Genomic DNA, 25,291 nt, shown 5'->3' on the forward strand with positions numbered 1-25,291 from the left:
GCACGCCCGGCCCAGAGCGGCCTGACAGTGACCCGCATCACAGCGATGTGACCGGACGGGTCCACAGCCTGCCCGGGCAACGGGGCTCGACCCTCTGTAGGTAGACTGACCTACCCAATCAAGGAGTGAGATGACCGGGACCGCCCCAGCAGCACCACAGCCGAGGAAGCGGCAAGGCGCCGCACGCCAGAAGCTGCTGGACGCGGCCGCTCGCCGTTTCTACGCGGACGGTGTGTCGGCCACCGGCATCGACACGATCACCGCCGAAGCGGGCGTCGCGAAGATGAGCCTGTACAACAACTTCTCGTCCAAGGCGGACCTGGTGCTCGCCTACCTGGACGCGCGGCACGAGGAGTGGCTGAACCTGTACAGGCGCCGGGTGGAGAACGCCCGGGACGGCCGCGACGGAGTACTGGCGGTCTTCGACGCCTACGCCGACCACGCCCGGTTCGCGTACGAGCGCGGCTTCCGCGGCTGCGGCCTGCTCAACGCCGCCGCCGAACTGCCGGCCGGTGACGAGGGCCGGGCAGCGGTGCGCCGCCACAAGGAGCAGGTCGAGGCACTGCTGGCAGAGCACGTCGGACAGCTGCTCGCCGCCCGGCCGGAGGAGGTCAACCCCGTCGCGGAGCACCTGGCGTTCCTCCTCGAAGGGGCGATGGCACGTGCCGGCCTGGAAGGCACGGCCGCGCGCGTCGAGCACGCGCGGGCGATGGCCTCGGATCTGCTGGAGCGTCTGTGAGCAGGACCGCCGGACGGACGACCGCTTCCGTGGGCGTGGCGTCGACGTGCGTGCTGCTCGCCTCGGTGCTGTGGGGCACCACGGGCACCGCCGCGACGTTCGCCCCGGACGTGGGCCCGCTGGCGGTCGGGGCCGTCGCCATGGGACTGGGCGGACTGCTCCAGGCTCTGCTCGCCGCCCGCAGCATCCGGCGGGAGGCGCCTCTCCTGCACGCCCAGCGCGGTGTGGTGCTGCTCGGCGCCCTGGCCGTGGCCGCCTATCCGCCGGCCTTCTACAGCAGCATGCACCTGGCCGGGGTCACCACCGGCACCGTGGTGTCGATCGGCTCCGCCCCGCTCGCCTCCGCACTGATCGAGCGGGTCGTCGACGGCCATCGCCTCACCCCTCGGTGGATCATGGGCGCCGTCCTGGGGCTGTCCGGGACGGTGCTGCTGTGCGTGGCCGAAGCGACTGCCGGAGCGCACTCCGGACCCGGGGCACGCTCCGCCGGTTCGACCGTGCTCGGCGTGGCCCTCGGCCTGACGGCCGGGCTCACCTACGCCCTGTACTCCTGGGCGGCCCACCGCCTGATCGGACGCGGCCTCACCTCCGGAGCGGCCATGGGCACCGTCTTCGGGATCGGTGGACTCCTGCTCGTTCCCGTACTGCTGGCCACGGGAGCGCCACTGCTGGACTCCTGGTCCGCTGCCGCAGTCGGCGCCTACATGGCGCTGGTCCCCATGTTCCTCGGTTACGTCCTGTTCGGCTGGGGTCTCGCACGCGTCCAGGCGAGCACCGCCACCACCCTGACCCTCCTGGAGCCGGCCGTCGCGGCCGTCCTGGCGGTCCTGGTCGTCGGTGAACGTCTCCCCCGGGCAGGCTGGGCCGGTGTCGCCCTGATCGTCGGCTGCCTCGCCGTGCTCACCGTGCCGTCCCGCGGCTCGGCCGGGCGCCGAGCCGCCGGCCCGCGGCGTCCCCTCCCGCCCGTGGACGAGGACTCGGGGGTGGACGAAGACGTGGACCGACACGTTGACGCTGATGTGGACCTGGACGTACCCGGGCCCTGCCCCCCTCCGGCCGGGGAACGTGCCCGCGCGGAAGGGCACTGAGCCGGTGATCGCGCACATCACCCCGGTACCTCGATCATGTCCGAGGCCGAGCGATACCGCTGCTCCGTCGGAATGCGTGCGGCGGGGAACGGCCGGACCGGCTGCTGCCCGCCGGACCGCGTCAGGACACCGGGCTCGGGTGGGACGTCCGTGAGGAGTCCGATCAGCTCGACGCGCGCCCGGGCGACGCGCGAGCGCACCGTGCCGACGGGACAGCCGATCACCGTGGCGGCCTCCGCGTAGGGGATGCCGAGTAGTTGTGTGAGGACGAACGCCTCGCGTCGGTCCGCCGGGATCGACGACAGCAGTTCGGCGAGGGCGACCCCCTCCTCGAAGCCGGGGGTACCGCACGGCTGGGCCTGTTCCGCGGCCCTCTGCCAGTCGTCACGGTCCGCGAGCCTGGGCCTGGCCGCGGCGTGGCGGAAGCTGTCCGCCACGGTCCGGCGGGCGATGGAGAGGAGCCATGTGCGGGCGGACGAGCGGCCTTCGAACCTGGGCAGGCCCGTGAGTGCCCGGAGGAAGACGTCCTGGGTGAGGTCGTCGGCCGCCTGGGTGTCCGCGCTGAGGTGGGCGACGTAGCGCCAGACGTCGCGGTGCAGTACGCGTACGAAACGGTCCGCCTTGACGGGGTCCCCGTCCCGGGCCGCCAGCGCCAGCCGCGTCGCCGTCGCGTCGGAGGCGGAGCTGTACCGCGTGGCCGTCGCTTCGGGTGCGCGGGTGTGCCGTGTCGGAACCGGCGTTCCGTCGAGGGGTGGGTCCTGGACATGAGTCATCGCCACAAGGTCCTTACAGACGCGTGATGTCCGGCGACGCCCGGGGCGCGCCGGTGAGGGGGGGCGGACTGCCCTTGGGCAGCACCGATGCCCGAGGCGCTGGTCGGTGCTCGGCGCGCTCGGGGAGGCCCACTGCCGCCAGGGCCCTTCGTCCGGATCGGGTCGGACCGGAAGAGGCCGGGCCACCGGGCGGGGTCAGGTCCGGCTCCGCGCGAAAGGCCTAGACGGCAGCCGTTCCTCCCGGCGGACCGCGCGAGGTGATGCTGTGGACGAGCAGGAGCTGCGTGAGCGACTGCTGTGCGGGCCGGCGTCGAACGCGCCGGCGTGGACGCCGTGGGGGCACGGCAGGACTGAGAAGGAGTTGGAGCGGCGTCCGGAGGCGCCACGCGAGGGCACGCAGTACCCGGAAGAGGGCCCGCTCCCCGTACGCGAGCCACAGGCCGCACAGCACGGCGGCCAGGAGGTGGGCCGCGAGCATCCCCGTCGGAGCCGCGGCGAACACGCCCTGCCCTCCGTGGACGGCCTGCATCGTCCCGGCGGCGTCGGTGGGCATGCCGTGCACGGCGTGGAGACTGTGTCCGACCGGACCGGCCGCCGGGGCGAAGGTCCCTGGAGGCGGCCGGGAGATGACGCTCCCCAGCCCGGCGTCCGTGACGATCGCGACGGCGTCCCGCTCGGAGAGTGCGGTCGCGCCGTCCCCGCACAGCAGTTTCTCGGCCCACTGCCGGGCGAACGACTCCATGGGCGGCGGCGGTGGCTGGGCCAGGGACTGGGCGTACGTGAATCCCGCGTGGAGGGCGGTCTGCGCCGCCACAGCCGCCGCGGTGACGGCGAGCAGTCCCCTCTCACGGCCGGCGAGGACCCAGGCGGCCGCGGTCGTCCCGGCGAGCGCTGCGAACAGCACCCGCCCGGACACCGGCGCGCCCGACATGAGGACGTGGCCCGTCGCCGCGAGCAGCACGCAGACGGCGGCGAACAACGCGGCCCGCGCGGCTCGGGAACCCCGGCCCGGTTTCATGGGCGGCCCGTCCCGCCAACCAGGGCAGGGCCTTCGCAGGCGGGTGCGCACGATCCGTGGACCGACGGGGCGAGGACGTTCGACGTCGCCACGCGGAGCAGTCCTCCATGGCATCCCTGCGGCACCTGACAAGCCCTCAGCCGCGGAGAACGTCGTCGAGTGCACGGATGAGCTCTCCCACACGCCCGCCCCCCGAGGGTGCGCCGGGCAGACGGCGGAGCACGGCGGTGACCGCCGGCGGCGCGTGCCGGCAGGCCCGGTCGAGGGTCTCCGCCGCGCCGGGCCGGCCGTCCGTGGCTGCCAGCTCTTCCGCCCGAACCGCGTGGGCCGCCGCCCCGAGGACGTGCTTCACCTGATGCGCGCTCGCCCTGGGATGCAGGAACGCGGCGGCGGCCGCATGGCTCGCCGCTCGTGCCGCGTCGGCCCCGCCGGGTGATCCGGCTCCTCCCGCGGCCTTGTACGCCGCCCACGCGCTCTGCCGCAGGCTGTTCGTGCGGGGCCCGCCCTCGGCGAAGGTCCGCGCCGCGTCGACCGCGTCGCGTGGGCGGGTGTCGGCAGGAAGACCTTCCTCGAAGATCGGCAGCACCCTGCGCGCGCAGTCGGCCGCATAGCCCGTGATCGCGCGAAGTTCGTCCTCGCCGAGATCGATTCTGTACGCGTCGGTAGGCACAGCTCAATCCTGTCGTACGTCGCCTCCGCCGGGAAGCCGCGGGCCGCCCGTACCTGTGAAGAACCCGCCGTCTCCCCGCACGTGACGGGCCGGCATGCGCGGGCCCCGCATCCGGAGCGGGGCCCGACCCGTCAGTCGGCGGCGGAGTAGGTGCGCCTGCCGCGCCGGTAGGCGTACTCGCCGAGCGCGATGTCCAGGGCGAGGAACGCCACCAGCGGGATGCCGAGCAGCGGTACGAAGTACCCCAGGGCAGCCACGGCCGCCATCAGCGGAACGAGCACGTGGGGCGGGACCTTCTGCCACGCGCCCCGCGGCAGCGGACGGCCGAAGGCGGAGCCCCGTCCGCGCTGCCACCACATCCGGTAGCCCAGCACGATCAACAGGATCAGACCGGAGCACAGGGCGATGAGAACGAGCTGGTTGACCGCTCCGAACAGGACGCCGGTGTGCGCGTCGATGCCCCAGCGGCTCAGTTTGGCGAGGACCGGGTAGTCGGCGAAGCGCACCACGTCGGTGACCTCGCCAGTCGCCGGGTCGATGGCTACCGCGTCCTGTTTCTCGGGCCAGCTGCGCTGGATCTGGCGCACGACGTACCCGGACGAGGCGTCGGCAGGGGGGACGATCTCCACCGGGTTCGAGAGATGCTCGGCCCGGGCCGTGCTCAGAGCGGCGTCGAGTCCGATGTCCTCGCCCTGTGCCCCCGCGGAACCGCCCGCCCCCATGTGCTCGGCGTGTTCGCCTCCGGACGACGCACCCGCGTCGAGGACCGGGGTCGTCTGGCCGACGGCCTCGCGCAGGTCCGTGACGCTCTGTCCCGCGTACGTCGACCAGGTCAGGCCCGTCGCCGACACGAAGAAGAGGCCGACCGCCGCCCACACTCCGACCGTGCCGTGCAGCGAGAGGGTGCGTCGACGGCCTGTCGCACCGCGGATCCTCCGTCGTGCCCGGCGCCGTCCGAACCACAGCACCAGTCCGCCGGCGGCTATCACCCACAGCCAGCTGGCGGCGAGTTCGCTGTAGAGACGGCCCGGCTGACCGAGGTGCAGATCGCGATGCAGTTCGTCGATCCAGGTGCGCAGGGGCAGCGCTCCGGTGGACCCGTACTGCTCCAGCGCTCCGGTCACCTCACCCGTGTACGGGTTCACGAAGACGGCCAGCGTGTGGTCGGCGTTCACCCCCGGCACCCCGGAGAGGAGGACGCGTGTCGTCGCGCCGTCCTCCGGCGAGGGCCTGACCGCGCCGACCTCACCTTCGGGATGCGCCTCGCGGGCCGCGGCCACCTGTCGCGAGACCGGCAGCTCGCTCCCGCCGACGGGCACCCGCAGCTCATCGGCGTACACGATCCTCTCCGCCTGGTACGAGGCCGCGTACAGAAGGCCGGTCGTGGCGGCGACCAGCAGGAACGGTGCGATGAGCACACCGGCGTAGAAGTGCAGCCTCAGCACCAGCGGCCGGAGGGACGCCCATGCGGAACGGGCACCCGGCGGATCGGGCTTTCTGGCCTCCTCCGGATCACCGGAGGTGCGGACGGCCGGCTCGACGGACATGAGTGGTCTCCTCTACGCGCGGGACGGGCGGACCCGTGGTCAGCCGGTCGAGTAGTCGGAGAGGAACGCGTGCCGGTTCCCGGCGCACGATGTGATGTGGGCCACGTGCTGCCGGGTCGGTCGCCTCACGGTACGGCCGGGTCTCAGCCCTTCGCCGCCGCGCGGTAGGGGCGGAAGAAGTCGCGGAGCTCCTGCGCGTAGATCTCGGGCTCCTCGAACGCCGCGAAGTGTCCGCCCCGCGCGGGCTCGGTCAGACGCACCATGTTCGTGCTGCGCTCCAGCCACTCCCGAGGCGGGCGGACGACGTCGCCGGAGAAGAGCGAGAAGCCGGACGGCACCTCGACCCGCCGGGCGTGCTGTGCGGGCGGGATCGCGGCGTTCGCCCGGTACATGCGCATGGACGAGCCGATCGTCCCGGTCACCCAGTAGAGCGTGATGTTCGTCAGGATCTCGTCCTTCGTGAAGCTCCGCTCGATGTCGCCGTCGCAGTCGCTCCAGGCCCGGAGCTTCTCCACGATCCACGCGGCGAGCCCGGCGGGTGAGTCGCTGAGACCGAAGGCGGCGGTCTGCGGCTTCGTGCGGTGGATCGCGGCGTAGGCGCCCTCGGCCGCACCCCAGGCCTTCGTGCCGTCGATCCAGGACCGCTCCTGCGGCGAGAGCTCCGCCGGGTCGCCGGTGAAGACGGGCAGCCCGCCGTCGGTGCGGTGGACCGCGACGACCCGGTCGGGGTGGTCGAGGCCGAGGTAGCGGCTCACGTGGCTGCCGACGTCCCCGCCCGCCGCTCCGAACTTCTCGTAGCCGAGGACGGTCATGAGCTCGGCCCACAGACCCGCGACGGCGATGGAGTCGAGGGGCGGGCCGGTGGGCCGGTCGGAGTAGCCGTAGCCCGGCATGTCGGGCACGACCACGTCGAAGGCGTCCGCGGGATCGGCACCGTGCGCGCCGGGGTCGGTGAGGAGCGGAACGACTTTGGAATAGCGCCAGAACGAGTCCGGCCAGCCGTGGCTGAGGACCAGCGGCAGGACGGGCCCGGTGGGCGCGACGGCCCGGGCGTGCACGAAATGGATCCCGAGGCCCCCCACCGGGACCCGGAAGCGGGGAAGCCGGCCCAGCGCCGCTTCCTGCGCCGGCCAGTCGAAGCTCTCCGCCCAGTGGTCCACGAGCTCGCGGAGGTAGTCCAGGTCCGTCCCGAGCGACCACCCGGCGTCCTCGGGCGCGTCCGGCCAGCGCGTCGCGCGGAGTCGCATGCGCAGGTCTTCGAGGACCTCGGGAGCGGTCTGCTGGATGAACGGCTCAGGGCGGGGCAGGGGATCCGGCATGGACGCATCCTAGGGTTCGCGCCCCACCGCGGATCTCCCGTGCCCACGGCTTTCGGCCAGGGTCGGGCCGGTGTCACCGGCCGGCCGGTGACCGGGGCCTTCCGGGCTCCCCGAAGGGCGTGACACCCCAGGAGTACAGTCGCCCTGCCCCGTTGCCGTCATCACACAAGGTGAGAGATGTCCAGTCACACAGACCAGCGAATCGAACATTCCAGACCTGACGATGCCTCTCTGTACGCGGAACGCGCGCAGAGACTGCGCCGGAGGCTGGAACGTCTCATCGGTATCGCCGCGACCGAGGGCAACAAGCTCGTCCCCCTCCGTAACGGGGACCAGATCTTCGCCTCGATGCTGGACTCCATCCGTGCCGCCGAGCACACCGTCGACATGATGACGTTCGTGTACTGGCGGGGGGACATCGCCCGCGATTTCGCCGAGGCGCTGTCGGAGCGTGCGCGCGCCGGTGTGCGTGTGCGGCTGCTGCTGGACGGGTTCGGGTCACGGCTGATCGAGAAGGGTCAGCTGGCGATGATGGAGGAGGCGGGGGTGGAGGTGGCCTGGTTCCGAAAGCCGCTGTACCTGTCGCCTCTCAAGCAGAACCACCGCTGTCATCGCAAGGTCCTCATCACGGATGAGGAGACGGCCTTCACCGGCGGGGTCGGCATAGCCGAGGAGTGGTGCGGCGACGCCCGCGACCAGACCGAGTGGCGGGACACCCACGTGCGGGTGCAGGGCCCGGCGGTGGACGGTCTGGCCGCCGCGTTCGCGCAGAACTGGGCCGAGTGCCACGACGAGCTGTTCACCGACCGCGACAGGTTCGTCGACGCCACGCAGCACGGCGACGCGGTCGTCCAGGTGGTGCGCGGATCGGCCGGATTCGGCTGGCAGGACATGCAGACACTGCTCCGTGTCGTTCTCGAGTCCGCCGAGGAGCGGGTCAGGCTCACCACGGCGTACTTCGCGCCCGACGCGTACTTCATCGAGGTGTTGTGCGCCGCCGCCCGCCGGGGCGTGTCCGTGGAGATCCTGCTCCCCGGGCCCTACACGGACAAGCGCGTGTGCCAGCTGGCAGGCCAGAACTTCTACGAGGATCTCACCGCCTGCGCCGTGAAGATCTACCAGTACCAGCCGACCATGCTCCACACCAAGGTGCTGACGGTGGACGGTGTCGCCTCGCTGATCGGTTCGACGAACTTCAACCGCCGCTCGCTCGAGCACGACGAGGAGGTGATGCTCGCGGTGCTGGACCGGGAGTTCACCGCCACGCTGGACGGTCACTTCGAGGAGGACGTGGAGAAGAGCACGCTGATCGACGGGGCCCGCTGGAAGCGCCGCTCTCCCGTGCAGAGGTTGCGCGAGGCGGCGGTCCTGCCGATCCGCCGCTTCCTGTGACGGGGCGGGACGGGTACGGGTGCGCGACCACGAGGGGTGGCCGCGTACCCGTGCCGCCCGCGATCAGCCGGTTCACGGAAGTGTGACGGCTGCCGCCCGGGGCATACGGGCTTTCACCTGCCGTTTGTCAGGTGAAGGGAGCGGTCCATGAGTGAGAGCGTCGAGACACGGCTGGAAGCAACCCCGGTGGTGACGGAGCCGGTGCCCGATCTGCAGCTCCAGCTGCTGATCCAGCTGCTGGACAGAGAACAGCGCTCCAGTCTGCCGATCACCCTCGCTCTGGCCGGTGCCGTACTCCACGGAGACGTGATCGGCCACGAGGCGTGGAAGGCGGACTGGGCACGGAGCCTCCGCCAGGTCGAGGGCGAAGGCGCGAACCTGATCGCGGAGTTCCCGGAGACGGTGGACCAGGGCATCAGGGAGCTGGGTGGCGGGGACGAGACGTCGCAGCTGCCGCGGTGGATCCATCTCAGGGACGCCACGCTGGTGTTCGGCGGTACGGGGTCCCTGCGTCTGCCCCTGTGGCGCGGCCGCCTGGCCGACGTGTCGGGGTGGGCCCTCGGCCGGCCGCAGTGACGGGACCGTGGAAGGCGAAGGAATCATCCGCCGCGGGAGGACGGGCCGACGGGCCGGCCCCGGAGGCTTACCGGACGGACGGCGCCTTCCCCAGCTGCGCGTCCAGTGCGGCGAGAAGCCAGTCGTGCGCCGATCCGGGCGTCGGTTCGGGCCGCTCCGACCGGCGGCCGACCAGCTCGGAGGTCAGCTCCCAGTAGCGGTCGATGCGCGGGTCGGCCGCCAGGCGGCGGGCGAGCCCGAACCTGAACGCACCGGTGTCCGCGGTCCGGCCGGCGCTCGCGTACGCGTCCACGAATCCGTCGAGCGCATCTCCCGCGTACGGCTCCCTGCCCCGGCGCATCTCGGCGCCCGCCAGGTCGTACGCCTCGGCCAGCCCGGCGTACAGCACGGCTGAACCCCGTGCCCCGGCGGCCTCGTGGGCGTGGGGCTGGGTGACTTCGTCTCCCTCGCAGGGACGGGACACCATGGCGCACAGTCCGGCGAAGGCGAGCACCTGGGCCGGCTCGGGGTCCGCGGGCGGCTGCGGGACCGCGGCATCGAGGAAGGCCGTGACAGCGCGGGCCGGCATCCGCGCGGGGAGCCACGCACGCCAGAAACGGGCCAGGGGCGCGGTGTCCGGCGGCGTGGTCAGCGTGCCGATCAGGCGCAGCCGCCCGGGGCGCTCGGCCACCGGGCACTCCTGCACGGAGCGGAGCGCCGCCTCCCTCCATCGCAGGGCCGTCAGCTGGGAGCCGAGGGTACGCAGCTGCCCGGCGACGGCGTCCTCCAGAGCGCCGCCCGCCCCACCCGCCGTGTCCTCCTCGTCGAGGATGCGGCGCACCGTGGAGACAGGCAGGTCCAGCGTGCGCAGGGAGCGGATCATCCGCAGCCGCCCGAGCGAGTCGGGACCGTACCTGCGGTGGCCGCCGACGCTCCGGGACGCCTCGGGCAGCAGGCCGTTGTCGGAGTAGAAGCGCACCGTCTTGACGCTGACTCCCGCCCGCTCGGCGAGTTCGCCGATGCCGCACAGTCCGTCGTACGACGAGAACACTTGAACCTCCCTCAGGGGGAGTTCCTACGGTACCCGGGTGAGGGGCCCGGTCACCGGGTCCGTCCCGACGACGTACCGAGGAGACGACCATGACCACGTTCGTTCTGGTGTCCGGTGTGTTCACCGGCCCGCATGTGTGGGAGGACACGGCCTCGCGGCTGAGCGCGGCGGGTGCCGAGGTCCGTGCGGTGGCCCTGTCGGGGCTCGGTGGCGGGCGCCCGTCCGGCGCTGAGGACATCGACCTGGAGACGCACATCGCGGACGTCCTCGGGGTGGTCGACTCGGTTGCGGGGCAGGACGGCCGGGAGATCGTGCTGGTGGGCCACGACTACGGCATCCATCCGGTGCTGGCTGCCGCCGACCGGCGCGCGGAGTCGATCGCCCGGGTCGTGTACCTGGACTCGGGGCTGCCCCAGGACGGTGTCCCGGCCCTGGCCGCGGTGGCCGACCAGGGCCTGCGCGAGGAGGTGCGGCGACTGGCCCAGGACGGGGCGCACGGGGCGCTGCCGCCTCCCGCACGGGACTCGTGGCATCTGTGGGGCAGCACAACCGGGGTCCCCGACGCGGCGCTCGACCGGCTCACCGCCCTCGCCTCGCCGCAGCCGCTGGGCACGCTGCTCCAGCCGATGGATCTGACGGGCGCGGCGGCCTCGGTTCCCATGGCCGGGGTGCTGTGCACGGGCGGCGGAGCGAGCATCGCGATGGTCCAGGCCCAGGTGGACTTCGGCGAGCCGGCCTTGCAAGCCCTGGCCGACCCCCGTGTGACGTTCTTCGAACTGCCCACAGGCCACTGGCCGATGCTGTCCGATCCGGCCGCGCTGACCGCCGTGCTGCTGAAAGCCGCCGTCGGGGAGGGGCACCGGCTGACTCCGGCGGGCGCGACACCGCCGGAACCGTTCCTGCTGGACGTCCCCGGACTGCCCCGTGAGCGGATCGGCTCCGTCGACCTGTACCTGCCGCCCTCCGCCCGCGGCCCACACCCCGCGCTGGTCTTCGTGCACGGCGGCCCGGTGCCCCGCGAGGCACGCCCCACCCCTCGGGACTGGCCCGTGCTGACGGGGTACGCCCGCTACGCCGCCGACAACGGGGTGGTGGGTGTGACCCTCGATCACCGTCTGCACGACATCGCCGACTACGAAGTGGCCTCCGACGACGTGGCGGACGCGGTGGACCGGGTGAGAGCCGATCCGCGGGTGGACGAGGACCGGATCGCCCTGTGGTTCTTCTCGGGCAGTGGTCCGCTCACCGCTGACTGGATGGGAGGTCCCCCGCCGTGGCTGCGCTGCCTGGCGGCCGACTACCCGATCATGGCGCCCCTGCCGAGCTGGGGGCGGCTCGCCGGCCGCTTCCACCCGGCGGACGCGGTCGCTCACGCCGGCTCTCTGCCCCTGGTCCTGGTCCGGGCCGGGCTGGAGTCCGACGGGATCGCGGCCACGGTGGAGCAGTTCCTGACGGCCGCCCGGGCGTGCGGGGCCGGCGTCGAGGTGATCGACGTACCGAACGGCCATCACTCCTTCGAGACGGCCGACCGGACGGACGAGTCGCGTGAGGCCGTTCGCCGGGCGGTGGGCACGGTTCTGCGTCACCTGAAGGCCTGACCGACCGCCCCGGCACATCGGGGGCGGGACGCCGGCGGCCCGCCATCCGGCAGACGGGTCACACGAAGGTGCTCTCTCCGTGGCGGCTGCTGGCTTCCGGGCGCGGAACGTGATCGGCTTGACAACCCGTCAGCCGCACGGGGGGACCAAGCCGAGGGGCACGGATGACGAACCGACAGCACCCATCGCCGCCGGACGCCGTCGTCGTGGGCGCGGGTCTGGCGGGGCTGGCCTGCGCGCTCGACCTCAGCGGCGCGGGCCTGCGCGTCGAACTGCTGGAGGCCTCCGACGGGGTGGGGGGCCGGATGCGCACCGACCGCCGCGACGGCTTCCTGCTGGACCGTGGTTTCCAGGTCTTCAACACGTCCTACCCGCAGGTGAAGAGGCGTCTGGACCTGCGTGCCCTGCGCCTGCGTCCCTTCACCCCGGGTCTCGTCGCCCGCACGTCCTCGGGGCGGGTGCGCCTCACCGACCCCACCCGGCGTCCGGGGGACGCCGGGGAGCTCCTGCCGGGACGTGTGCTCCCCGCCCGGGACCTCGCCGCTCTGGCCGCGCTGACCGCCCGCGACGTCCTGCTCCCGGCGAAGCGGGTGGGCCGGATGACCGATCGCACCGCTTCGGAGGCACTCGTCCGCGCCGGTCTGTCGCCGCTCGCGATCGAGGACCTCCTGCGGCCGTTCCTCTCAGGGGTGTTCCTGGAGGAAGGTCTGGAGACCTCCGCGCGCTTCCTGCACCTGGTCTGGCGGAGCATGGCGCGCGGCACGCTCTGCCTCCCCGCCCACGGCATCGGCTCCGTGCCGGCCCAGCTGGCAGACGGGTTGCCGGAGGGCGCACTCCGGCTGGAGTCGGCCGTCGCCGAGGTCACGGACTCCGGGGTTCTCCTGGCGGACGGCGGTGAGCGGCCGGCCGGTTCGGTCGTCGTCGCCACCGACTCCGCAACGGCGGCCCGTCTGCTGCCCGGCCTTCCCGTGCCGGACAGCCGTACGGTGACGACGTACTACCACGCGGCCGACCGGTCTCCACTGACCGAACCCACCCTGGTCGTCGACAGCGGCCTCGCCGTCCTGAACAGCTGCGTCCTCACCGAGGTCGCCCCCTCCTACGCGCCTCCTGGCACGGCGCTCGTCTCGACCTCCGTCCTGGGGTCGGGCCCGCCCGGCGGGGAGAGGACGGTCCGCGCACGGCTGGCCGAGCTCTACGACACGGACACGAGCGCCTGGGAGACGGTGGCCGCGTACACCGTGGAGGGCGCCCTGCCCGCGATGCGGCCTCCCTGGCCGCTGAGCCGTACGACCCGTTTCGCGCGGGGCCGGTACGTCTGCGGGGACCACCGGGCCACCGGGTCGGTGCAGGGCGCGCTGGCCTCCGGCAGCAGGGCGGCACGCGAGGTGCTGGCCGACCGGGCCGCCGCCCGGACCGCCGGGACGTGAGCAGGCACTTCCAGGGACGGGTGGACGACGCCGTCGTCGTGGGCGGCGGCGCCGCCGGGCTCTGCCTGGCGCACTGGCTCGCCAGGACCGGTACGGGAGTGACGCTGGTCGAGGCGCCCGAAGGACCGCTGCGCCCGGCCGAACGCACCTGGTGCTACTGGGAGGCGGGCACCGGCGAGTTCGAGGAGGCCGTCGTCGCCTCCTGGCGGAGACTGCGGGTACGGGGGCCGGACGGCGTCGTCGTCGAGTCGGAACCCGCGCCTCTGCGGTACCGCATGGTGCGCTCGGGTCCGTTCGAACGGCTGGTCCACTCGCGTCTGGCGGCTGCCCCGGCGGCACGCGTCGTACGCGCCACCGCCCACGAGGTACGTGACGTGCCGTACGGCGCCGAGGTGCGCTGCACGACGGCCGGCGGACAGCCGCTCACCCTGCGCGGCAGATGCGTCTACGACTCGCGCCCCTTGAGGGACACACCGCCGCACCGCACACTCCTGCTGCAGCACTTCCGCGGCTGGTTCGTGCGCACCGCCGTCCCCCGCTTCGACCCCGGAGTCGCGGACCTGATGGACTTCCGGGTCCCGCAGCCCCGCCACGGTCTCGCCTTCGGCTACGTCCTGCCGCTGTCCGCGGACCGCGCACTGGTCGAGTACACAGAGTTCTCCCGTGCCCCGCTCCCGACGGCCGCGTACGAGGCCGCGCTGCGCCAGTACACCGGGGAGGTCCTGGGGCTCGGGCGGTTCACCGTGGAGTCGGCCGAACAAGGTGTCATCCCCATGACCGACGCGCGGTTCCCCCGCCGGGCCGGTCGGGCGGTGTTCCGCATCGGGGCCGCCGGGGGCGCCACCCGGCCGGCGACCGGCTACACCTTCGCCGCCGTGCAGCGCCAGGGCCGGGCCGTCGCCACCGCCCTGCACCGGGGGCGTCCGGATGTCCCGCCGCCGCACGGCCGCAGGGCCCTGGCCATGGACGCCGTGCTGCTCCGGGCGCTGGACACCGGACGCGTGGACGGGCCCCGGTTCTTCACCGACCTCTTCCGCCGCGTCCCCATGGAGCGGCTGCTGCGCTTCCTCGACGGCGGGAGCACACCGTGGGAGGAGTTCGGGATCGGGCTGCGTACGCCTGTGGGACCGATGCTCCGCACCGCGGCCGAACTCCCCTTTCTCGTCCGCCGGGCGACCGGCCGATCCGAAGAGAGCCTCCGATGACCCTCCTGCGGGACCACGACCTGGCACGCGCCTTCGATCACGCGTCGCTCACCTACGACCGGCTCACCGCGCTGAATCCGGGCTACCGCTCCGACCTTCTGCGCTCGGCGCATCGCCTGCGGCTGCCGCGCGGCGGAAGGGGACTGCGCCTGCTCGATCTCGGCTGCGGAACGGGCGTGTCCACGCGGGCACTGCTGCGGGCGGCCCCGCATGCCCGGATCACCGCGGTCGATGCCTCGGCGGGCATGCTGGAGCGGGCGGGTGCCAAGCGCTGGCCCGCGAACGTCCGCTTCCTGCACCGGTCCGCCGAGGAGCTGTCCACCACCGACGACGACGGTTCCTACGACGCCGTGTTCGCCGCCTACCTCTTCCGCAACGTCGCCGAGCCGGGCGAGGTCCTCCGGGCCGTGCGCGCCCTGCTGCGTCCCGGCGGCCGCCTGCTCGTCCACGAGTACAGCCTCAGCGGCTCTCCCGTGCACCGGGCCGTGTGGAACACGGTCTGCCGGGGTGTGATCGTCCCGGCGGGCACGCTGACGGGTGACCGGAAGCTCTACCACCATCTGTGGCGCAGTGTCCTCGCGTTCGACACGGCGCCCGCCTTCGAGCGCCGTGTCGCCCGGGCCGGGTTCCCCTTCGTGCGGACCGTTCCCGTCGGCGGCTGGCAGACCGGGATCGTCCACGTGTTCCTCGCCAGGAACGGCGCGGAGCCCGTCGGGACCGATGCGGCATGAGGGCCCGTGGGCGTCTCCCCGACGCAACCCGGCACGGGCGCGACCGCCGGGCCGAGGTGGTCGTGCCTGAACCGGGCCGTGAGCGCTTCACCGGCGCCGCCCCGTCGGCGGCGGTGATCGGTGGGGGTGTCGCCGGTCTCGCCGCGGCGACGGCGCTCGCCGAGCGCGGTGTCCGCGTGACGTTGTACGAACAGGGCGAGTCCCTCGGCGGCCGCCTGGCCGGATGGCCCGTCCGTCTGGGCGACGGGTCAGGGGCGACGATGAGCCGCGGCTTCCACGCCTTCTTCCGCCAGTACTACAACCTTCGCGGGCTGTTGCGCCGTGCGGACCCGGCACTCGCGATGCTCACCCCGCTGCCGGACTACCCGCTCCTGCACCGGAACGGCATGGCGGACGGTTTCGCCCGCGTGCCGAGGACCCCGCCGTTCAGCGCGCTCGGATTCGTCGCGCTCAGCCCGTCGTTCGGCCTGCGCGATCTGGCGGCGATGAACCCCCGCGAGGCACTTCCTCTCCTGGACGTGCGGGTCCCCGAGGTGTACGAGCGGTTCGACGGGGTCGGTGCCGAGGAGTTCCTGCGGCGGATCGACTTCCCCGCGGCCGCGCGCCATCTCGCCTTCGAGGTGTTCTCCCGCAGCTTCTTCGCCGACCCGCGAGAGCTGTCCGCCGCCGAACTGCTGCTGATGTTCCACATCTACTTCCTCGGGTCGTCCGAGGGGCTCCTCTTCGACGTGCCGCGCGAGCCGTTCCCGCAGGCCCTCTGGGAACCTCTCGGCGGCTATCTGCGACGGCTCGGCGCGCAGGTGCGCACCGGTACCCCGGTCCACCGCGTCCGCCCTGCCGCCGGAGGGGACCTGACCGTGGAGACCGAGAGCGCGGCGGACCGTCACCAGGCGGTGGTCCTGGCGCTGGACACGCAGGGTCTGCGTCATGTGGTGGGCGCGTCGGAGGAGTTGGGGGACGTGTCCTGGCGGGCCGATGTCGAGTCCCTGCGCACGGCGCCGCCGTTCCTCGTGTCCCGGCTGTGGCTCGACCGCCCGGTGCGCGCCGACCGGGCGGGGTTCCTGGGCACCAGCGGGTTCGACGGGCTCGACAACATCAGCGTCCTCGACCGCTGGGAGGGCGAATCGGCTCGCTGGGCCGCACGGACCGGCGGTTCCGTCGTCGAACTGCACGCCTACGCCGTCGAGGGGAGCGCGGAGCCCGAGAAGGTACAGCGCCGGATGCTCGACCGGTTGCACGAGATCTATCCCGAGACCGCCGGTGCGGGGGTCGTCGACGCCCGCCACGAATGGCGTGCCGACTGCCCCGTCTTCTCCGTGGGCGGCTACCACCGCCGGCCCGCCGTGCGTACGCCTCATCCCCGTGTGACCCTCGCGGGCGACATGGTCCGCACCGGTCTCCCGGTGGCCCTGATGGAACGCGCGGCGACCTCGGGATTCCTGGCGGCCAACACCCTCCTCGCGGACTGGGGTGTCCGGGGACAGGTGCTCTGGACCGTCCCGCGCGCCGGGCGCTCCCGGGTGCTGCGTGCCCTGGCGGGCCGGTTCGCGGGGCCCTGACTCTCAGCCGGGGAAGCGCCCGGTGCTCCGCAGTGACCAGCGGCGTTCGGCGTACGCCAGGTCGTCGCGCCAGAGCCGGCCCGCCGTGCGGCGCATCAGCGGACGCAGAGCGGGCGCCGCCGCGCGTGCCAGGGCGAATCCCCGCCGGTCCGAGGCGGCGACGACGGCCTCGACGACCGCGGTCCTCGGGTCCCTCGCGCCGGGTGCGGTGAGGGGCGTGGCATGGGTCTCCACGACCGAACCGGTGCCCTCGCCGTCCGTGATGCGCATGACCACGGTGCGCGGTCCGGGCGCCGTGAACTCCGCCCGGACCGGCACCACCAGCCTGCCCGCGACCTTGAACGAGACGTCGACGGCGAACGCGTCGTCCTCGCCGTCCTCCGGGGTGCCGGTCACCCTCAGGCCGACGAACGCGTACGGGTGGAACCAGGAACCGTGCCACGGGTCGAGCCGGTTCGCGACGACGTCCTCGGGTTCGCACCTGCCCACGGCGGTGAACACCGCGTCGACGGCCGCTCCCGGCACGGGTCTCGACGGGACGACCGGGCGGTCCAGCGGGGTCTCGCCCCCGGCCCGGTCCAGCCTCACCCAGACCAGCACGCCGTCGTCGTGCAACGGATAGGGCTCCCAGCCGGCGGACGGCCCGCCGTCCAGGCCCAGTCCGTGCCAGCGGCACAGGAGTGTCCCGCACACCACACGGCCTTCGCGCAGCGGCGCACCCAGGTGGGGGCACTCCCCCGGGCCCGCGCGCAGCTCACCGTCCCGCGTCCGCCACAGGACGACCTCAACCCCGGCGATCGTGCGTCCGTACGGGTGGTCCCTTGCCCCGAGCTCCCGGGACGCGCCGACGACGTACCAGTTGCCGGACGGCCGGGCGGCGGACCGCTTCAGCGCTTCGGCGATCACGGCGGGCTTCGCCTCGCGCCAGGTCGGAACCTGCCGCTCCCAGGGGGGCACGCGCCGCACCCGCAGCGGTGACGTCCACATCGTCCTTGCCGGGGGGCCGTTCATCGCAGGGATCCCTCCGCCCCGGCAACCGCGCCCGGTTCCCGGACGGGTGGCCGCGTCCGCAGCCGTGCCCCCAGGATCCGCGCGAGCCCGCCCGCGGCGACCACGGCGCGCCGGCGGCGCGGCACCACGGCACGGCGGTGCGCTACCCGGTAGTCGTCGGCGGCGGCCGCGTCCAGGATCCCCCGGTACAGGACGAACGCGGTGCGGATGCAGGGCCGTACGCGGGGCTCCAGCATGGCGATGCCGGGCTCCGCCTCCCGGTACACGGTCCGGATCACCGCGTCGGCCTCGCCGAAGGCGTTCCGGATGCGCGGGTCGTGCCGTCCGGTGCGGCGGCTCCATTCCAGAAGGGGCCGGTCCACCCCGTGGGCGGCGAGAAGGTCCGCGGGCAGGTAGATCCGCCCCCGGTCCAGGTCCTCGCCCACGTCCCGGAGGAAGTTGGTCAGCTGGAACGCGACCCCGAGCGCCGCCGCGTGCGGAGCGGCCTCCTCACGGGGCACGACCGTCCCGAGCACGGGCAGCATCTGGAGGCCGATCACCGCGGCGGAACCGTGCATGTAGGCGCGCAGGTCGGCGTACGTCGGATAGTCGGTGACGGTCAGGTCGCTGCGCATGGACGTCAGGAAGTCGGCGAACAGGGCGTGGTCGATGGCGTAGCGCCCGGCGGTGTCGGCCACGGCTCTGACCACGGGCTCCTCGCCACCGCCGGTGCGCAGTCCGTGGACCAGGTCGCTCTCCAGCAGACGCAGCAGGCGGTCGCGTTCATCCGGTGACCGCCGGCGGTCGAGGTCGTCCACGATGTCGTCGGCCCAGCGTGCGAACCCGTACAGCGCGTGCACGGCGCAGCGTCGCTCGACGGGCAGGAGCCGGGTGGCCAGGAAGTACGTCCGGCCGTGCCGGGCGTTGAGCTGTCGGCACCGGGCGTAGGCGTCCCGCAGGGCGGGTCCGGTGATTCCGGCGGCATCCAGTTCACGGCGGTTCATCGGCTCTGCCCTTCGAGGACGGGGGGACGGCGGCGCGCGGCCGTCGCGCGGGGGAGGCCGGTGATGCGGGCGGCGGCGAGCTTGCCGCTGACCAGGACGGTCGGCACACCCACCCCGGGTGTGGTCCCGCATCCGGCGAGGACGACGTTGTCGTAGCCGCGTACGAGGTTGCGCGGCCGGAAGGGGCCGGTCTGGGCGAAGGTGTGCGACACCGAGAACGGCGTGCCCGCCGCATGGCCCTGGGCCGACCAGTCCGCCGGGGTGACCAGCAGTTCCTGGTCCATGGACGACTCGAAGCCGTCGAGCCCCCGGCGCTCGAGTTCGGCCAGCAGGCTGTCCCGGTAGCGCTGTCCGAGGCCGCGCCAGGTTCCCGCCGACGGGCCTGTCGTGGTGTTGGGGCAGGGAGCCAGGACGTAGTGCAGGTGTCTGCCCGGTGGTGCGAGTGACGGGTCGTGCGTCGTCGGGCGGGTGATGAGCAGCGACGGGTCGCTCATGAGCCGTCCGGTCCTGGTGAGTTCGTCGAAGGTGTGCTCCCAGGCGGCGCCGAAGGAGAGTGTGTGGTGGGCCAGTTCGGGCCAGGTGCGGTCCGTGCCGGCGTGCAGGACCACGGCTGAGGGTGCGTGGCGGAGGGGTACGGGGCGGCGCGGCGCCCGGCCCAGCAGGCGGTGGACGACGGGAAGGTCCGGTGTCAGGACGACCGCGTCGCAGGCGATGCGGTCGCCGGTGGCCAGCCGGACGGCCCGCACCCGTCCCGACGCGCGTTCCAGTGCGTCGACCTCCGCGGACCATCGGAACTCGGCCCCGGCGTCGGCGGCCGCGTCCGCCATCGCCCGGGGCAGCGCGTGCATGCCGCCCTTCGGGAACCAGACCCCCGCGACCGTGTCCATGTAGGCGATGACGGCGTAGGCGGCGAGGGCGCGTGCAGGGGCGACTCCCGCGTAGAGCGCCTGGAAGGAGAAGACCCGGCGCAGCCGCGGGTCGGAGAGGAATCTGCCGATCTGAGGATCGAGCCGGCCGAAGCCCCCCAGGGCCGCGAGCCGGGCGAGGTCCGGGTGCAGGAGCTGGAACGGTGAGTCGAAGTTGGTGTCGATGAAGCGGCGCATCTGGGCCCGGTACAGCCGCTCCAGCCAGCTCCGCAGCCGACGGTAGCCGGCTGCCTCCGCGTCCCCGGCGAACCTCCGTACCTCGGCCTCCATGGCGTCACCGTCGGTGTGTACGTCGATCCCGGTGCCGTCGGCGAACCGGGCCCGGTAGGCGGGGTGGAGCGGGATCAGCTCGACGCGCCGGTGGAGACTGTCGCCGACGGCGGCGAAGGCCTCGTCGGCCAGATGCGGCATGGTGAGCACCGTGGGCCCGGTGTCGACCCGGTATCCGCCGAGTTCCAGCCGTCCCGCGCGGCCTCCGGGTCCGGCTTCCCGTTCGACGACGGTCACCCGGCGTCCCGCGCCGAGCAGGTGCAGTGCGGCGGCGAGGCCGGACAGGCCCGCCCCGACGACCACCACGTGGTCCGTGGCGCCGGACACGGTCCTCATGCTCCCTCCCCGCCGGGGTCGGGGAGAGTGGTGTCGGTGCCCGCGGCGCGTGCCACGAGTGCGGCGAACTCCCCCCTTGCGCGGTCGTCCGCCCCGGTGTCCGCGAAGTGGCGCAGACTCGACGCGGTGAGGCAGGCGATCTCCTTCTCGACCGCCGCCCGTGCGCCGGTGCGTTCCAGCGCGGCGCGCATCCGGTCGGCCGTTCCTGCACCGGCTCGCGGCCCGTGGTGGCCGAGTACGGCCAGTGCCTCGGTGTCGCCCGACTCGTCGGCGAGACGGAGAGCGGCCGCGAGGAGGCCGGTGAGTTTGCGGGTCCTCAGGTCCTCGTCCGCGGGCTTGCCCGTGACGGCGGGGTCCCCGAATGCTCCCAGCAGGTCGTCGTGGAGCTGGAAGGCGAGTCCGGCGCACCGTCCGGCGGAACGCAGCGCGTCCATGCCGCGGGCATCGGCCCCGGCCAGGGACGCGCCCAGGGCGAGCGGCCGCTCCACGGTGTAGAGCGCGCTCTTGAGCGTCGCGATGTTCCTGGCCTGGGTCTCGTCGGAGGAACCGGTCGCCTGGGCCCGCATGTCCAGGTACTGCCCTGCGACCATCTCGCCGCGCATCGCCTGCCACTCCCGGTGCAGCTGTCCGCCGTACGGGGAACCAAGCGCGGTCTCGGTGAGCAGGTCGTCGGCCCACACCAGGGCGAGGTCTCCGGCCAGGACCGCCGCCGTGCCGGAGTAGCCGGCGGCGGAGCCGTACATACGGCCTTCCCGGTGCAGACGCGCGAACTGCGCGTGCACGGCCGGTGCGCCCCGGCGCACCGGCGATTCGTCCATGACGTCGTCGTGGACCAGCGCGCAGGCCTGCAGCAGTTCGAGTGCGGCACCGACACGCAGCGGTGTCCCGGGGTCGCCGGATCCTCCCGCCGCCAGCCATCCGCACCGGACGAAAGCCGTCCGGAGCCGCTTGCCTCCGCGCAGGACGAACGTGGCGACCCGGGACGCCACCTCCTCCGCGAACACGGCGTCCACCCGCCGGGCCTCCCCCAGCCTGGTGTGCAGATACTCCGCGAGGAGGGCGTCGACGGCAGCTGCCGTTCCGCCGGCCGGGTCCGGGACACGACGGCCGCCCGTGCCGGGGTCGGGTCCGGCACTCCCGCCGGTCCCTGCCCGCATCGCCCCTGGACCGAGCATGGACAGCCCCTTTCGCCCGATTGTCCGCTTCCGCGTCGACCGGTGCTTCCGGCCGCGAGGACCGCGGATGCGTCTATGCCTGCCCGGCGCACGGTGGGATCGGAGCGGAGTTCACCCGAACGGCGGGCGGCGGGGCGGAAGGACGCGCGGGAGCGTCCTTCCGCGGGCCGACGCTTCAGGTCACGTCACTGCCGGGGAACGCCACGCACGGGGTGCTTGCTCATGATCGACACCCGGTTGAAGGCGTTGATCGTGACGGCGACCCAGATCACGGCCGAGATCTCCTCCTCGGAGAGGGACCGGCGGGCCGTGGCGTAGGCGTCCTCCTGGAGGGCGGCGTCGGCGGGGTGCGTCGTCGCCTCGGCGAGGGCGAGTGCGGCACGCTCCTGGGCGGTGAACACCTCGGTGTCGCGCCAGGCTGCCAGCACGCCCAGTCGCCGGGTCGTCTCGCCCTCCCGCAGGGCGGCCCGGGTGTGGACGTCCAGGCAGTAGGCGCAGCCGTTGATCTGTGACACCCGCAGGTTGACCAGTTCGACCAGAGTGCGGTCCAGCCCCGCCTCCTGGGCGACCGTGCGCACCGCTTCGGCCGTGGCGGTCAGGGCGTGGAAGGCCTTCGGGCTCCGCTTGTCCACGTAGACCCGCTTGTCCGCACGATCCGCCTCCGTACCGTTCACCCTGGACTCCTCACCGGGACGTGCCGCCCCTTGTCGTGCCGTGGCCGCCCTGGCGGGCGGCGGCTTATGATCAAGCATGATTGTTGAACATGTAAGCACCCTTGTAGCACCCGGGGGCCCGCGATGAGCGGTGTGGAGACGGACCTGGCCGCACCGGGGACCGGCCCCGGGGCCGGCATCGAGGTCCTCACGCCGCGGGACGTCCCCCTCGGCGGCCCGAGGGCGATGACTGTGCGGCGCACGCTGCCGCAGCGGGCCAGGACGCTCATCGGGGCCTGGTGCTTCATCGACCACTACGGCCCGGACGACGTCGCGGAGACGGGCGGGATGGATGTGGCCCCGCATCCGCACATCGGCCTGCAGACGGTGAGCTGGCTGTTCAGCGGGGAGATCGAGCACCGTGACAGCCTGGGCAGCCACGCCTTCGTGCGTCCTGGGGAGCTGAACCTCATGACCGGTGGCCACGGCATCAGTCACACGGAGGTCTCCACCCCCGGCACCACGCTCCTGCACGGCGTCCAGCTGTGGGTGGCACTCCCCGGGGAGCACCGGGACACCGGCCGCGACTTCCGGCACCACGTACCGGCACCGGTCCGCCTGGACGGAGCGGTGATCCGGGTGTTCCTCGGCTCGCTCGCCGGGGACACCTCGCCGGTCCCCGCCTTCACCCCGCTGCTCGGCGCCGAGATCGTCCTCGAACCGCACACCACCACGACCCTCGACGTCGATCCGGCCTTCGAGCACGGCCTCCTCGTCGACCAGGGCAGCGTCCGTCTGGACGGAACGCCGCTGCGCGGTGCCGAACTGGGCTACACCGGGACGGGGAACCGCACGATCACCCTGGCCAACGAGACGGACGCCCCCGCCCGGGCCGTGCTCGTGGGCGGAACTCCGTTCGAGGAACGGATCGTCATGTGGTGGAATTTCGTGGGCCGCAGCCACGAGGACATCGTCGAGGCACGCACGGACTGGGAGGCATCCTCCGACCGCTTCGGCCATGTCGACGGCTACCCCGGCGAACGCATCCCCGCCCCTGCCCTCCCGAACGCCACCATCGCACCGCGTGGCAACCCGACCCGCCCGAAAGGCAGCACACGATGACCCAGGCCGCCGCCCCCCTCGTCCGGAACGCGGACGCCCGGCACCGCTACGAGATCCTGGTCGGCGAGGTGACGGCGGGCTTCACGGCCTACCGTGACCGCGACGGGCAACGTGTCTTCTTCCACACGGAGACCGACGACGCGTTCGCAGGCCAGGGGCTTGCCTCCGTCCTCGTGCAGGAGGCCCTGAGCGACGTGCGGGACACGGGCAGGCGGATCGTTCCGGTCTGCCCGTACGTGGCGAAGTTCCTCAAGAAGCACCAGGAGTTCGCCGACATCACCGACCCGGTCACGCCCGAGATCCTGCAGTGGCTGGACACCGCCCTGGCCGGCTGAGCCCCCGGTCCCGGCCTGCCCTCAGGCCGGCCGCAGCTCGAACCAGTCGAAGGCCGCGGTTCCCCGGGTCGCGTACATGCCGATGACCCGGCCGGTGAAGCCGCCCGCGACCTCGGTGGTGAGGTAACGTCCGTCGAGTTCCGCGAGGATCTCGACGTGGCCGTCCTCGGTCTCGTAACCGAGGCGGAGGGTGTCCGGGCCACCGACACGGAGGCCGGAGGGGGCCTCCGCGCCGGGGTCGGCAGGACGTACGGTGACGGTGGGCGGCAGGACATCCTCGGTGCTCACGTCGACCCGCAGCGTCAAGGGCCCCGGGGGTACACGCCGTTCGGCGACCGTCGTACGGGAGGGGCCGATGCGGGCGACCGCTCGCACGGTGTCGCCCTCCACCTCGACCTGGTAGTGGTGCGCCTCGTCCAGCCGGACGGCGAGACCGCCCCGGCTCGCCTCGCCGACGTCGATCCGCGTCCGGGCGACGCAGTGAGGGTCCTGCTGCCGCCGTCCCACGAACAGCGCTCCGGGCTTGTCCATGCTGTCCGCACGGGCGTGCAGCACCAGGTGGCCGGGGCGTTCGCCGAGGCGTACGGCACCCGGGTCCTGCCTCCTCAGCGAAACCCAGCAGGGCGCGAGGGCGGGTGAGCCGAAGTCGTCGCGGTGCGGCTCGGCGGGCCAGGGATGCGGAGCGAGCCCCGGTGCCGGGGCGCGCAGTTCCAGCGGTCCCGGCAGCGGCCACTCGTCCTCCCACCGCACCGGCACCAGGAACGTCTCCCGGCCCATACCGTGGAACTTCGGCGTGTCACCGCGGGGCCGGGTGCCCAGCAGCACCATCCACCAGGTGTCGTCGTGCGCCCGCACCAGGTCGCCGTGCCCGGTGTTCTGCACCGGGTGGCCCGTACTGCGGTGGGACAGCACGGGGTTGTCCGGGTGCGGTTCGAACGGTCCGGGCAGCGAGCGGGCCCTGGCCACCGACATCGCGTGCCCGCGTTCCGTCCCGCCCTCCGACAGCAGCAGGTACCACCAGTCACCGATCCGGTAGAGGTGCGGGCCCTCGGGGTACTGGAGCCCGCTGCCCGACCACATCTCCACCGGCTCGCCGAGCAGTTCGCCGGTCTCCGGTTCGATCCGCACCCCGCGGATCCCGTCGTGGGAGAACACGCACCAGCAGTTCCCCTCGTCGTCCCAGACCAGATCGGGGTCGATGCCGGGAATGCCGACCGGCACGGGTTCCGACCACGGACCGGCGGGGTCCTCGGCGGTCACCAGGATGTTGCCCGACCCGGCCACCACGGTCGTGATCAACCAGAAACGGCCGTCGTGGTGCCGCAGCGTGGGGGCGTACACCCCGCACGAGGACGGGGCGTCGTCGGGCAGCGCCAACTGTGACGGGCGGTCCAGCGCGTGGCCGATCAGCCGCCAGTGCACCAGGTCCCTGCTGTGCCACAGCGGTACACCGGGCACGTACTCGAAGCTGGACGTCGCCACGTAGTAGTCCTCGCCTACGCGGCAGATGCTCGGATCCGGACTGAAGCCGGGTATCACGGGATTGTCGAAGAACGCCATGATCTGTCCTAGGGGCTCGGGCCAGGACCGTGTCCCACGGCCATGATCGTTGAAGCGCTTCGAAGATGACAGTCGCACGTTTGACTGTCAATAGAGTCGACCAGAAGGGATTCCAGGGCCCTCCTTCGACAGCATGGACAACAAGAGCCCCCTCGAACACATCACGTTCTCCGAGTCGAGTCGAAGCGCTTCGACAGATGCCGCCTCATGCTCCGCGCGGCGGCGGTCCGTAGGTGGACCGTCAT

Annotated in this window: 23 protein-coding genes; 11 read left to right on the forward strand and 12 right to left on the reverse strand. The window is 73.0% G+C overall.

The features are described 5' to 3' along the window. Nucleotides 1–130: 130 nt before the first annotated feature. Both P8A20_RS01665 and P8A20_RS01670 read left to right on the forward strand, forming a co-directional pair. Entirely contained in the window at nt 131–739 is a 609-nt protein-coding gene (locus tag P8A20_RS01665; protein ID WP_306102687.1) for a TetR/AcrR family transcriptional regulator, read from the forward strand. Next, complete coding sequence (locus P8A20_RS01670; protein ID WP_306102688.1) at nt 736–1,827, forward strand: DMT family transporter; 1,092 nt, start codon at nt 736–738, stop codon at nt 1,825–1,827. The genes P8A20_RS01665 and P8A20_RS01670 overlap by 4 nt, the downstream gene beginning before the upstream one ends. A 17-nt stretch (nt 1,828–1,844) precedes the next feature. On the opposite strand, the gene P8A20_RS01675 is transcribed toward P8A20_RS01670, so the two are convergent. The 5 genes from P8A20_RS01675 to P8A20_RS01695 all read right to left on the reverse strand — a co-directional run bounded on the left by P8A20_RS01675 (nt 1,845) and on the right by P8A20_RS01695 (nt 7,154). Next, entirely contained in the window at nt 1,845–2,600 is a 756-nt protein-coding gene (locus tag P8A20_RS01675) for a sigma-70 family RNA polymerase sigma factor (protein ID WP_147960804.1), read from the reverse strand. Between the two features lie 220 nt (nt 2,601–2,820). After that, nucleotides 2,821–3,618, reverse strand: a complete 798-nt coding sequence (locus P8A20_RS01680; protein WP_147960805.1) for a hypothetical protein — start codon at nt 3,616–3,618, stop codon at nt 2,821–2,823. A gap of 136 nt (nt 3,619–3,754) precedes the next feature. Next, on the reverse strand, nt 3,755–4,288 hold the full coding sequence (locus tag P8A20_RS01685) for a putative immunity protein (RefSeq protein ID WP_306102689.1): 534 nt from the start codon (nt 4,286–4,288) through the stop codon (nt 3,755–3,757). Nucleotides 4,289–4,419: 131 nt separating this feature from the next. Next, nucleotides 4,420–5,835, reverse strand: a complete 1,416-nt coding sequence (locus tag P8A20_RS01690) for a PepSY-associated TM helix domain-containing protein (protein ID WP_306102690.1) — start codon at nt 5,833–5,835, stop codon at nt 4,420–4,422. A 143-nt stretch (nt 5,836–5,978) separates the two neighbouring features. Further along, on the reverse strand, nt 5,979–7,154 hold the full coding sequence (locus tag P8A20_RS01695) for an epoxide hydrolase family protein (protein WP_147960807.1): 1,176 nt from the start codon (nt 7,152–7,154) through the stop codon (nt 5,979–5,981). A gap of 177 nt (nt 7,155–7,331) precedes the next feature. On the opposite strand from P8A20_RS01695, the gene P8A20_RS01700 reads away from it, so the two are divergent. After that, the gene (locus tag P8A20_RS01700) at nt 7,332–8,546 is read left to right on the forward strand and encodes a phospholipase D-like domain-containing protein (RefSeq protein WP_306102691.1); all 1,215 of its coding nucleotides are present in this window, start codon (nt 7,332–7,334) and stop codon (nt 8,544–8,546) included. 147 nt (nt 8,547–8,693) lie between these two features. Next, nucleotides 8,694–9,122, forward strand: coding sequence for a GvpU-like protein (locus P8A20_RS01705; RefSeq protein WP_147960808.1), 429 nt, complete (start codon nt 8,694–8,696; stop codon nt 9,120–9,122). Between the two features lie 67 nt (nt 9,123–9,189). On the opposite strand, the gene P8A20_RS01710 is transcribed toward P8A20_RS01705, so the two are convergent. Then, a complete protein-coding gene (locus tag P8A20_RS01710) occupies nt 9,190–10,152 on the reverse strand; it encodes a MerR family transcriptional regulator (RefSeq protein WP_147960809.1) in 963 nt (320 codons plus the stop codon). Between the two features lie 89 nt (nt 10,153–10,241). On the opposite strand from P8A20_RS01710, the gene P8A20_RS01715 reads away from it, so the two are divergent. From P8A20_RS01715 to P8A20_RS01735, 5 genes are all read left to right on the forward strand, one after another. Then, on the forward strand, nt 10,242–11,750 hold the full coding sequence (locus P8A20_RS01715) for an alpha/beta fold hydrolase (protein WP_306102692.1): 1,509 nt from the start codon (nt 10,242–10,244) through the stop codon (nt 11,748–11,750). A gap of 164 nt (nt 11,751–11,914) precedes the next feature. Then, nucleotides 11,915–13,180: an NAD(P)/FAD-dependent oxidoreductase gene (locus tag P8A20_RS01720; RefSeq protein ID WP_147960811.1), complete on the forward strand. Its 1,266-nt coding sequence runs from the start codon at nt 11,915–11,917 to the stop codon at nt 13,178–13,180. Further along, a complete protein-coding gene (locus tag P8A20_RS01725) occupies nt 13,177–14,385 on the forward strand; it encodes a lycopene cyclase family protein (protein ID WP_147960812.1) in 1,209 nt (402 codons plus the stop codon). Before P8A20_RS01720 ends, P8A20_RS01725 begins: the two co-directional genes overlap by 4 nt. Next, nucleotides 14,382–15,116 carry a class I SAM-dependent methyltransferase gene (locus tag P8A20_RS01730; RefSeq protein WP_147960813.1) on the forward strand — a complete coding sequence of 245 codons (735 nt, stop codon included), beginning with the start codon at nt 14,382–14,384 and terminating at the stop codon, nt 15,114–15,116. Before P8A20_RS01725 ends, P8A20_RS01730 begins: the two co-directional genes overlap by 4 nt. After that, nucleotides 15,113–16,675 carry an FAD-dependent oxidoreductase gene (locus tag P8A20_RS01735; protein ID WP_306102693.1) on the forward strand — a complete coding sequence of 521 codons (1,563 nt, stop codon included), beginning with the start codon at nt 15,113–15,115 and terminating at the stop codon, nt 16,673–16,675. Before P8A20_RS01730 ends, P8A20_RS01735 begins: the two co-directional genes overlap by 4 nt. A gap of 3 nt (nt 16,676–16,678) precedes the next feature. Here P8A20_RS01735 and P8A20_RS01740 read toward each other — a convergent pair whose 3' ends face one another. From P8A20_RS01740 to P8A20_RS01760, 5 genes are all read right to left on the reverse strand, one after another. Beyond that, nucleotides 16,679–17,686 carry a DUF5914 domain-containing protein gene (locus P8A20_RS01740; protein ID WP_147960815.1) on the reverse strand — a complete coding sequence of 336 codons (1,008 nt, stop codon included), beginning with the start codon at nt 17,684–17,686 and terminating at the stop codon, nt 16,679–16,681. Continuing rightward, nucleotides 17,683–18,669, reverse strand: a complete 987-nt coding sequence (locus tag P8A20_RS01745; RefSeq protein WP_147960816.1) for a phytoene/squalene synthase family protein — start codon at nt 18,667–18,669, stop codon at nt 17,683–17,685. Before P8A20_RS01745 ends, P8A20_RS01740 begins: the two co-directional genes overlap by 4 nt. Then, nucleotides 18,666–20,201, reverse strand: a complete 1,536-nt coding sequence (gene crtI / locus P8A20_RS01750; protein ID WP_147960817.1) for a phytoene desaturase family protein — start codon at nt 20,199–20,201, stop codon at nt 18,666–18,668. The genes P8A20_RS01745 and crtI overlap by 4 nt, the downstream gene beginning before the upstream one ends. Continuing rightward, nucleotides 20,198–21,376, reverse strand: a complete 1,179-nt coding sequence (locus tag P8A20_RS01755) for a polyprenyl synthetase family protein (protein ID WP_306102694.1) — start codon at nt 21,374–21,376, stop codon at nt 20,198–20,200. Before P8A20_RS01755 ends, crtI begins: the two co-directional genes overlap by 4 nt. A 185-nt stretch (nt 21,377–21,561) precedes the next feature. Then, complete coding sequence (locus P8A20_RS01760; RefSeq protein WP_147960819.1) at nt 21,562–22,050, reverse strand: carboxymuconolactone decarboxylase family protein; 489 nt, start codon at nt 22,048–22,050, stop codon at nt 21,562–21,564. A gap of 123 nt (nt 22,051–22,173) precedes the next feature. Here P8A20_RS01760 and P8A20_RS01765 point away from each other — a divergent pair, with 123 nt between their 5' ends. Both P8A20_RS01765 and P8A20_RS01770 read left to right on the forward strand, forming a co-directional pair. Next, nucleotides 22,174–23,151, forward strand: a complete 978-nt coding sequence (locus P8A20_RS01765) for a pirin family protein (RefSeq protein WP_306102695.1) — start codon at nt 22,174–22,176, stop codon at nt 23,149–23,151. Next, nucleotides 23,148–23,486, forward strand: a complete 339-nt coding sequence (locus tag P8A20_RS01770) for a GNAT family N-acetyltransferase (protein WP_306102696.1) — start codon at nt 23,148–23,150, stop codon at nt 23,484–23,486. Before P8A20_RS01765 ends, P8A20_RS01770 begins: the two co-directional genes overlap by 4 nt. Before the next feature lie 21 nt (nt 23,487–23,507). Here P8A20_RS01770 and P8A20_RS01775 read toward each other — a convergent pair whose 3' ends face one another. Next, entirely contained in the window at nt 23,508–25,046 is a 1,539-nt protein-coding gene (locus P8A20_RS01775) for a glycoside hydrolase family 43 protein (RefSeq protein WP_147961766.1), read from the reverse strand. Nucleotides 25,047–25,291: the final 245 nt, after the last annotated feature.

This window comes from Streptomyces sp. Alt3, from assembly GCF_030719215.1.
Lineage (GTDB): Bacteria > Actinomycetota > Actinomycetes > Streptomycetales > Streptomycetaceae > Streptomyces > Streptomyces glycanivorans.

Bases quoted from the DNA above. Each gene is read 5' to 3' on its own strand.
- P8A20_RS01665 (WP_306102687.1), top strand. From the start codon at position 131: ATGACCGGGACCGCCCCAGCAGCACCACAGCCGAGGAAGCGGCAAGGC.
- P8A20_RS01675 (WP_147960804.1), bottom strand. From the start codon at position 2,600: ATGACTCATGTCCAGGACCCACCCCTCGACGGAACGCCGGTTCCGACA.
- P8A20_RS01680 (WP_147960805.1), bottom strand. From the start codon at position 3,618: ATGAAACCGGGCCGGGGTTCCCGAGCCGCGCGGGCCGCGTTGTTCGCC.
- P8A20_RS01690 (WP_306102690.1), bottom strand. From the start codon at position 5,835: ATGTCCGTCGAGCCGGCCGTCCGCACCTCCGGTGATCCGGAGGAGGCC.
- P8A20_RS01695 (WP_147960807.1), bottom strand. From the start codon at position 7,154: ATGCCGGATCCCCTGCCCCGCCCTGAGCCGTTCATCCAGCAGACCGCT.
- P8A20_RS01700 (WP_306102691.1), top strand. From the start codon at position 7,332: ATGTCCAGTCACACAGACCAGCGAATCGAACATTCCAGACCTGACGAT.
- P8A20_RS01705 (WP_147960808.1), top strand. From the start codon at position 8,694: ATGAGTGAGAGCGTCGAGACACGGCTGGAAGCAACCCCGGTGGTGACG.
- P8A20_RS01715 (WP_306102692.1), top strand. From the start codon at position 10,242: ATGACCACGTTCGTTCTGGTGTCCGGTGTGTTCACCGGCCCGCATGTG.
- P8A20_RS01720 (WP_147960811.1), top strand. From the start codon at position 11,915: ATGACGAACCGACAGCACCCATCGCCGCCGGACGCCGTCGTCGTGGGC.
- P8A20_RS01730 (WP_147960813.1), top strand. From the start codon at position 14,382: ATGACCCTCCTGCGGGACCACGACCTGGCACGCGCCTTCGATCACGCG.
- P8A20_RS01735 (WP_306102693.1), top strand. From the start codon at position 15,113: ATGAGGGCCCGTGGGCGTCTCCCCGACGCAACCCGGCACGGGCGCGAC.
- P8A20_RS01740 (WP_147960815.1), bottom strand. From the start codon at position 17,686: ATGAACGGCCCCCCGGCAAGGACGATGTGGACGTCACCGCTGCGGGTG.
- P8A20_RS01745 (WP_147960816.1), bottom strand. From the start codon at position 18,669: ATGAACCGCCGTGAACTGGATGCCGCCGGAATCACCGGACCCGCCCTG.
- crtI (WP_147960817.1), bottom strand. From the start codon at position 20,201: ATGAGGACCGTGTCCGGCGCCACGGACCACGTGGTGGTCGTCGGGGCG.
- P8A20_RS01755 (WP_306102694.1), bottom strand. From the start codon at position 21,376: ATGCTCGGTCCAGGGGCGATGCGGGCAGGGACCGGCGGGAGTGCCGGA.
- P8A20_RS01765 (WP_306102695.1), top strand. From the start codon at position 22,174: ATGAGCGGTGTGGAGACGGACCTGGCCGCACCGGGGACCGGCCCCGGG.
- P8A20_RS01770 (WP_306102696.1), top strand. From the start codon at position 23,148: ATGACCCAGGCCGCCGCCCCCCTCGTCCGGAACGCGGACGCCCGGCAC.
- P8A20_RS01775 (WP_147961766.1), bottom strand. From the start codon at position 25,046: ATGGCGTTCTTCGACAATCCCGTGATACCCGGCTTCAGTCCGGATCCG.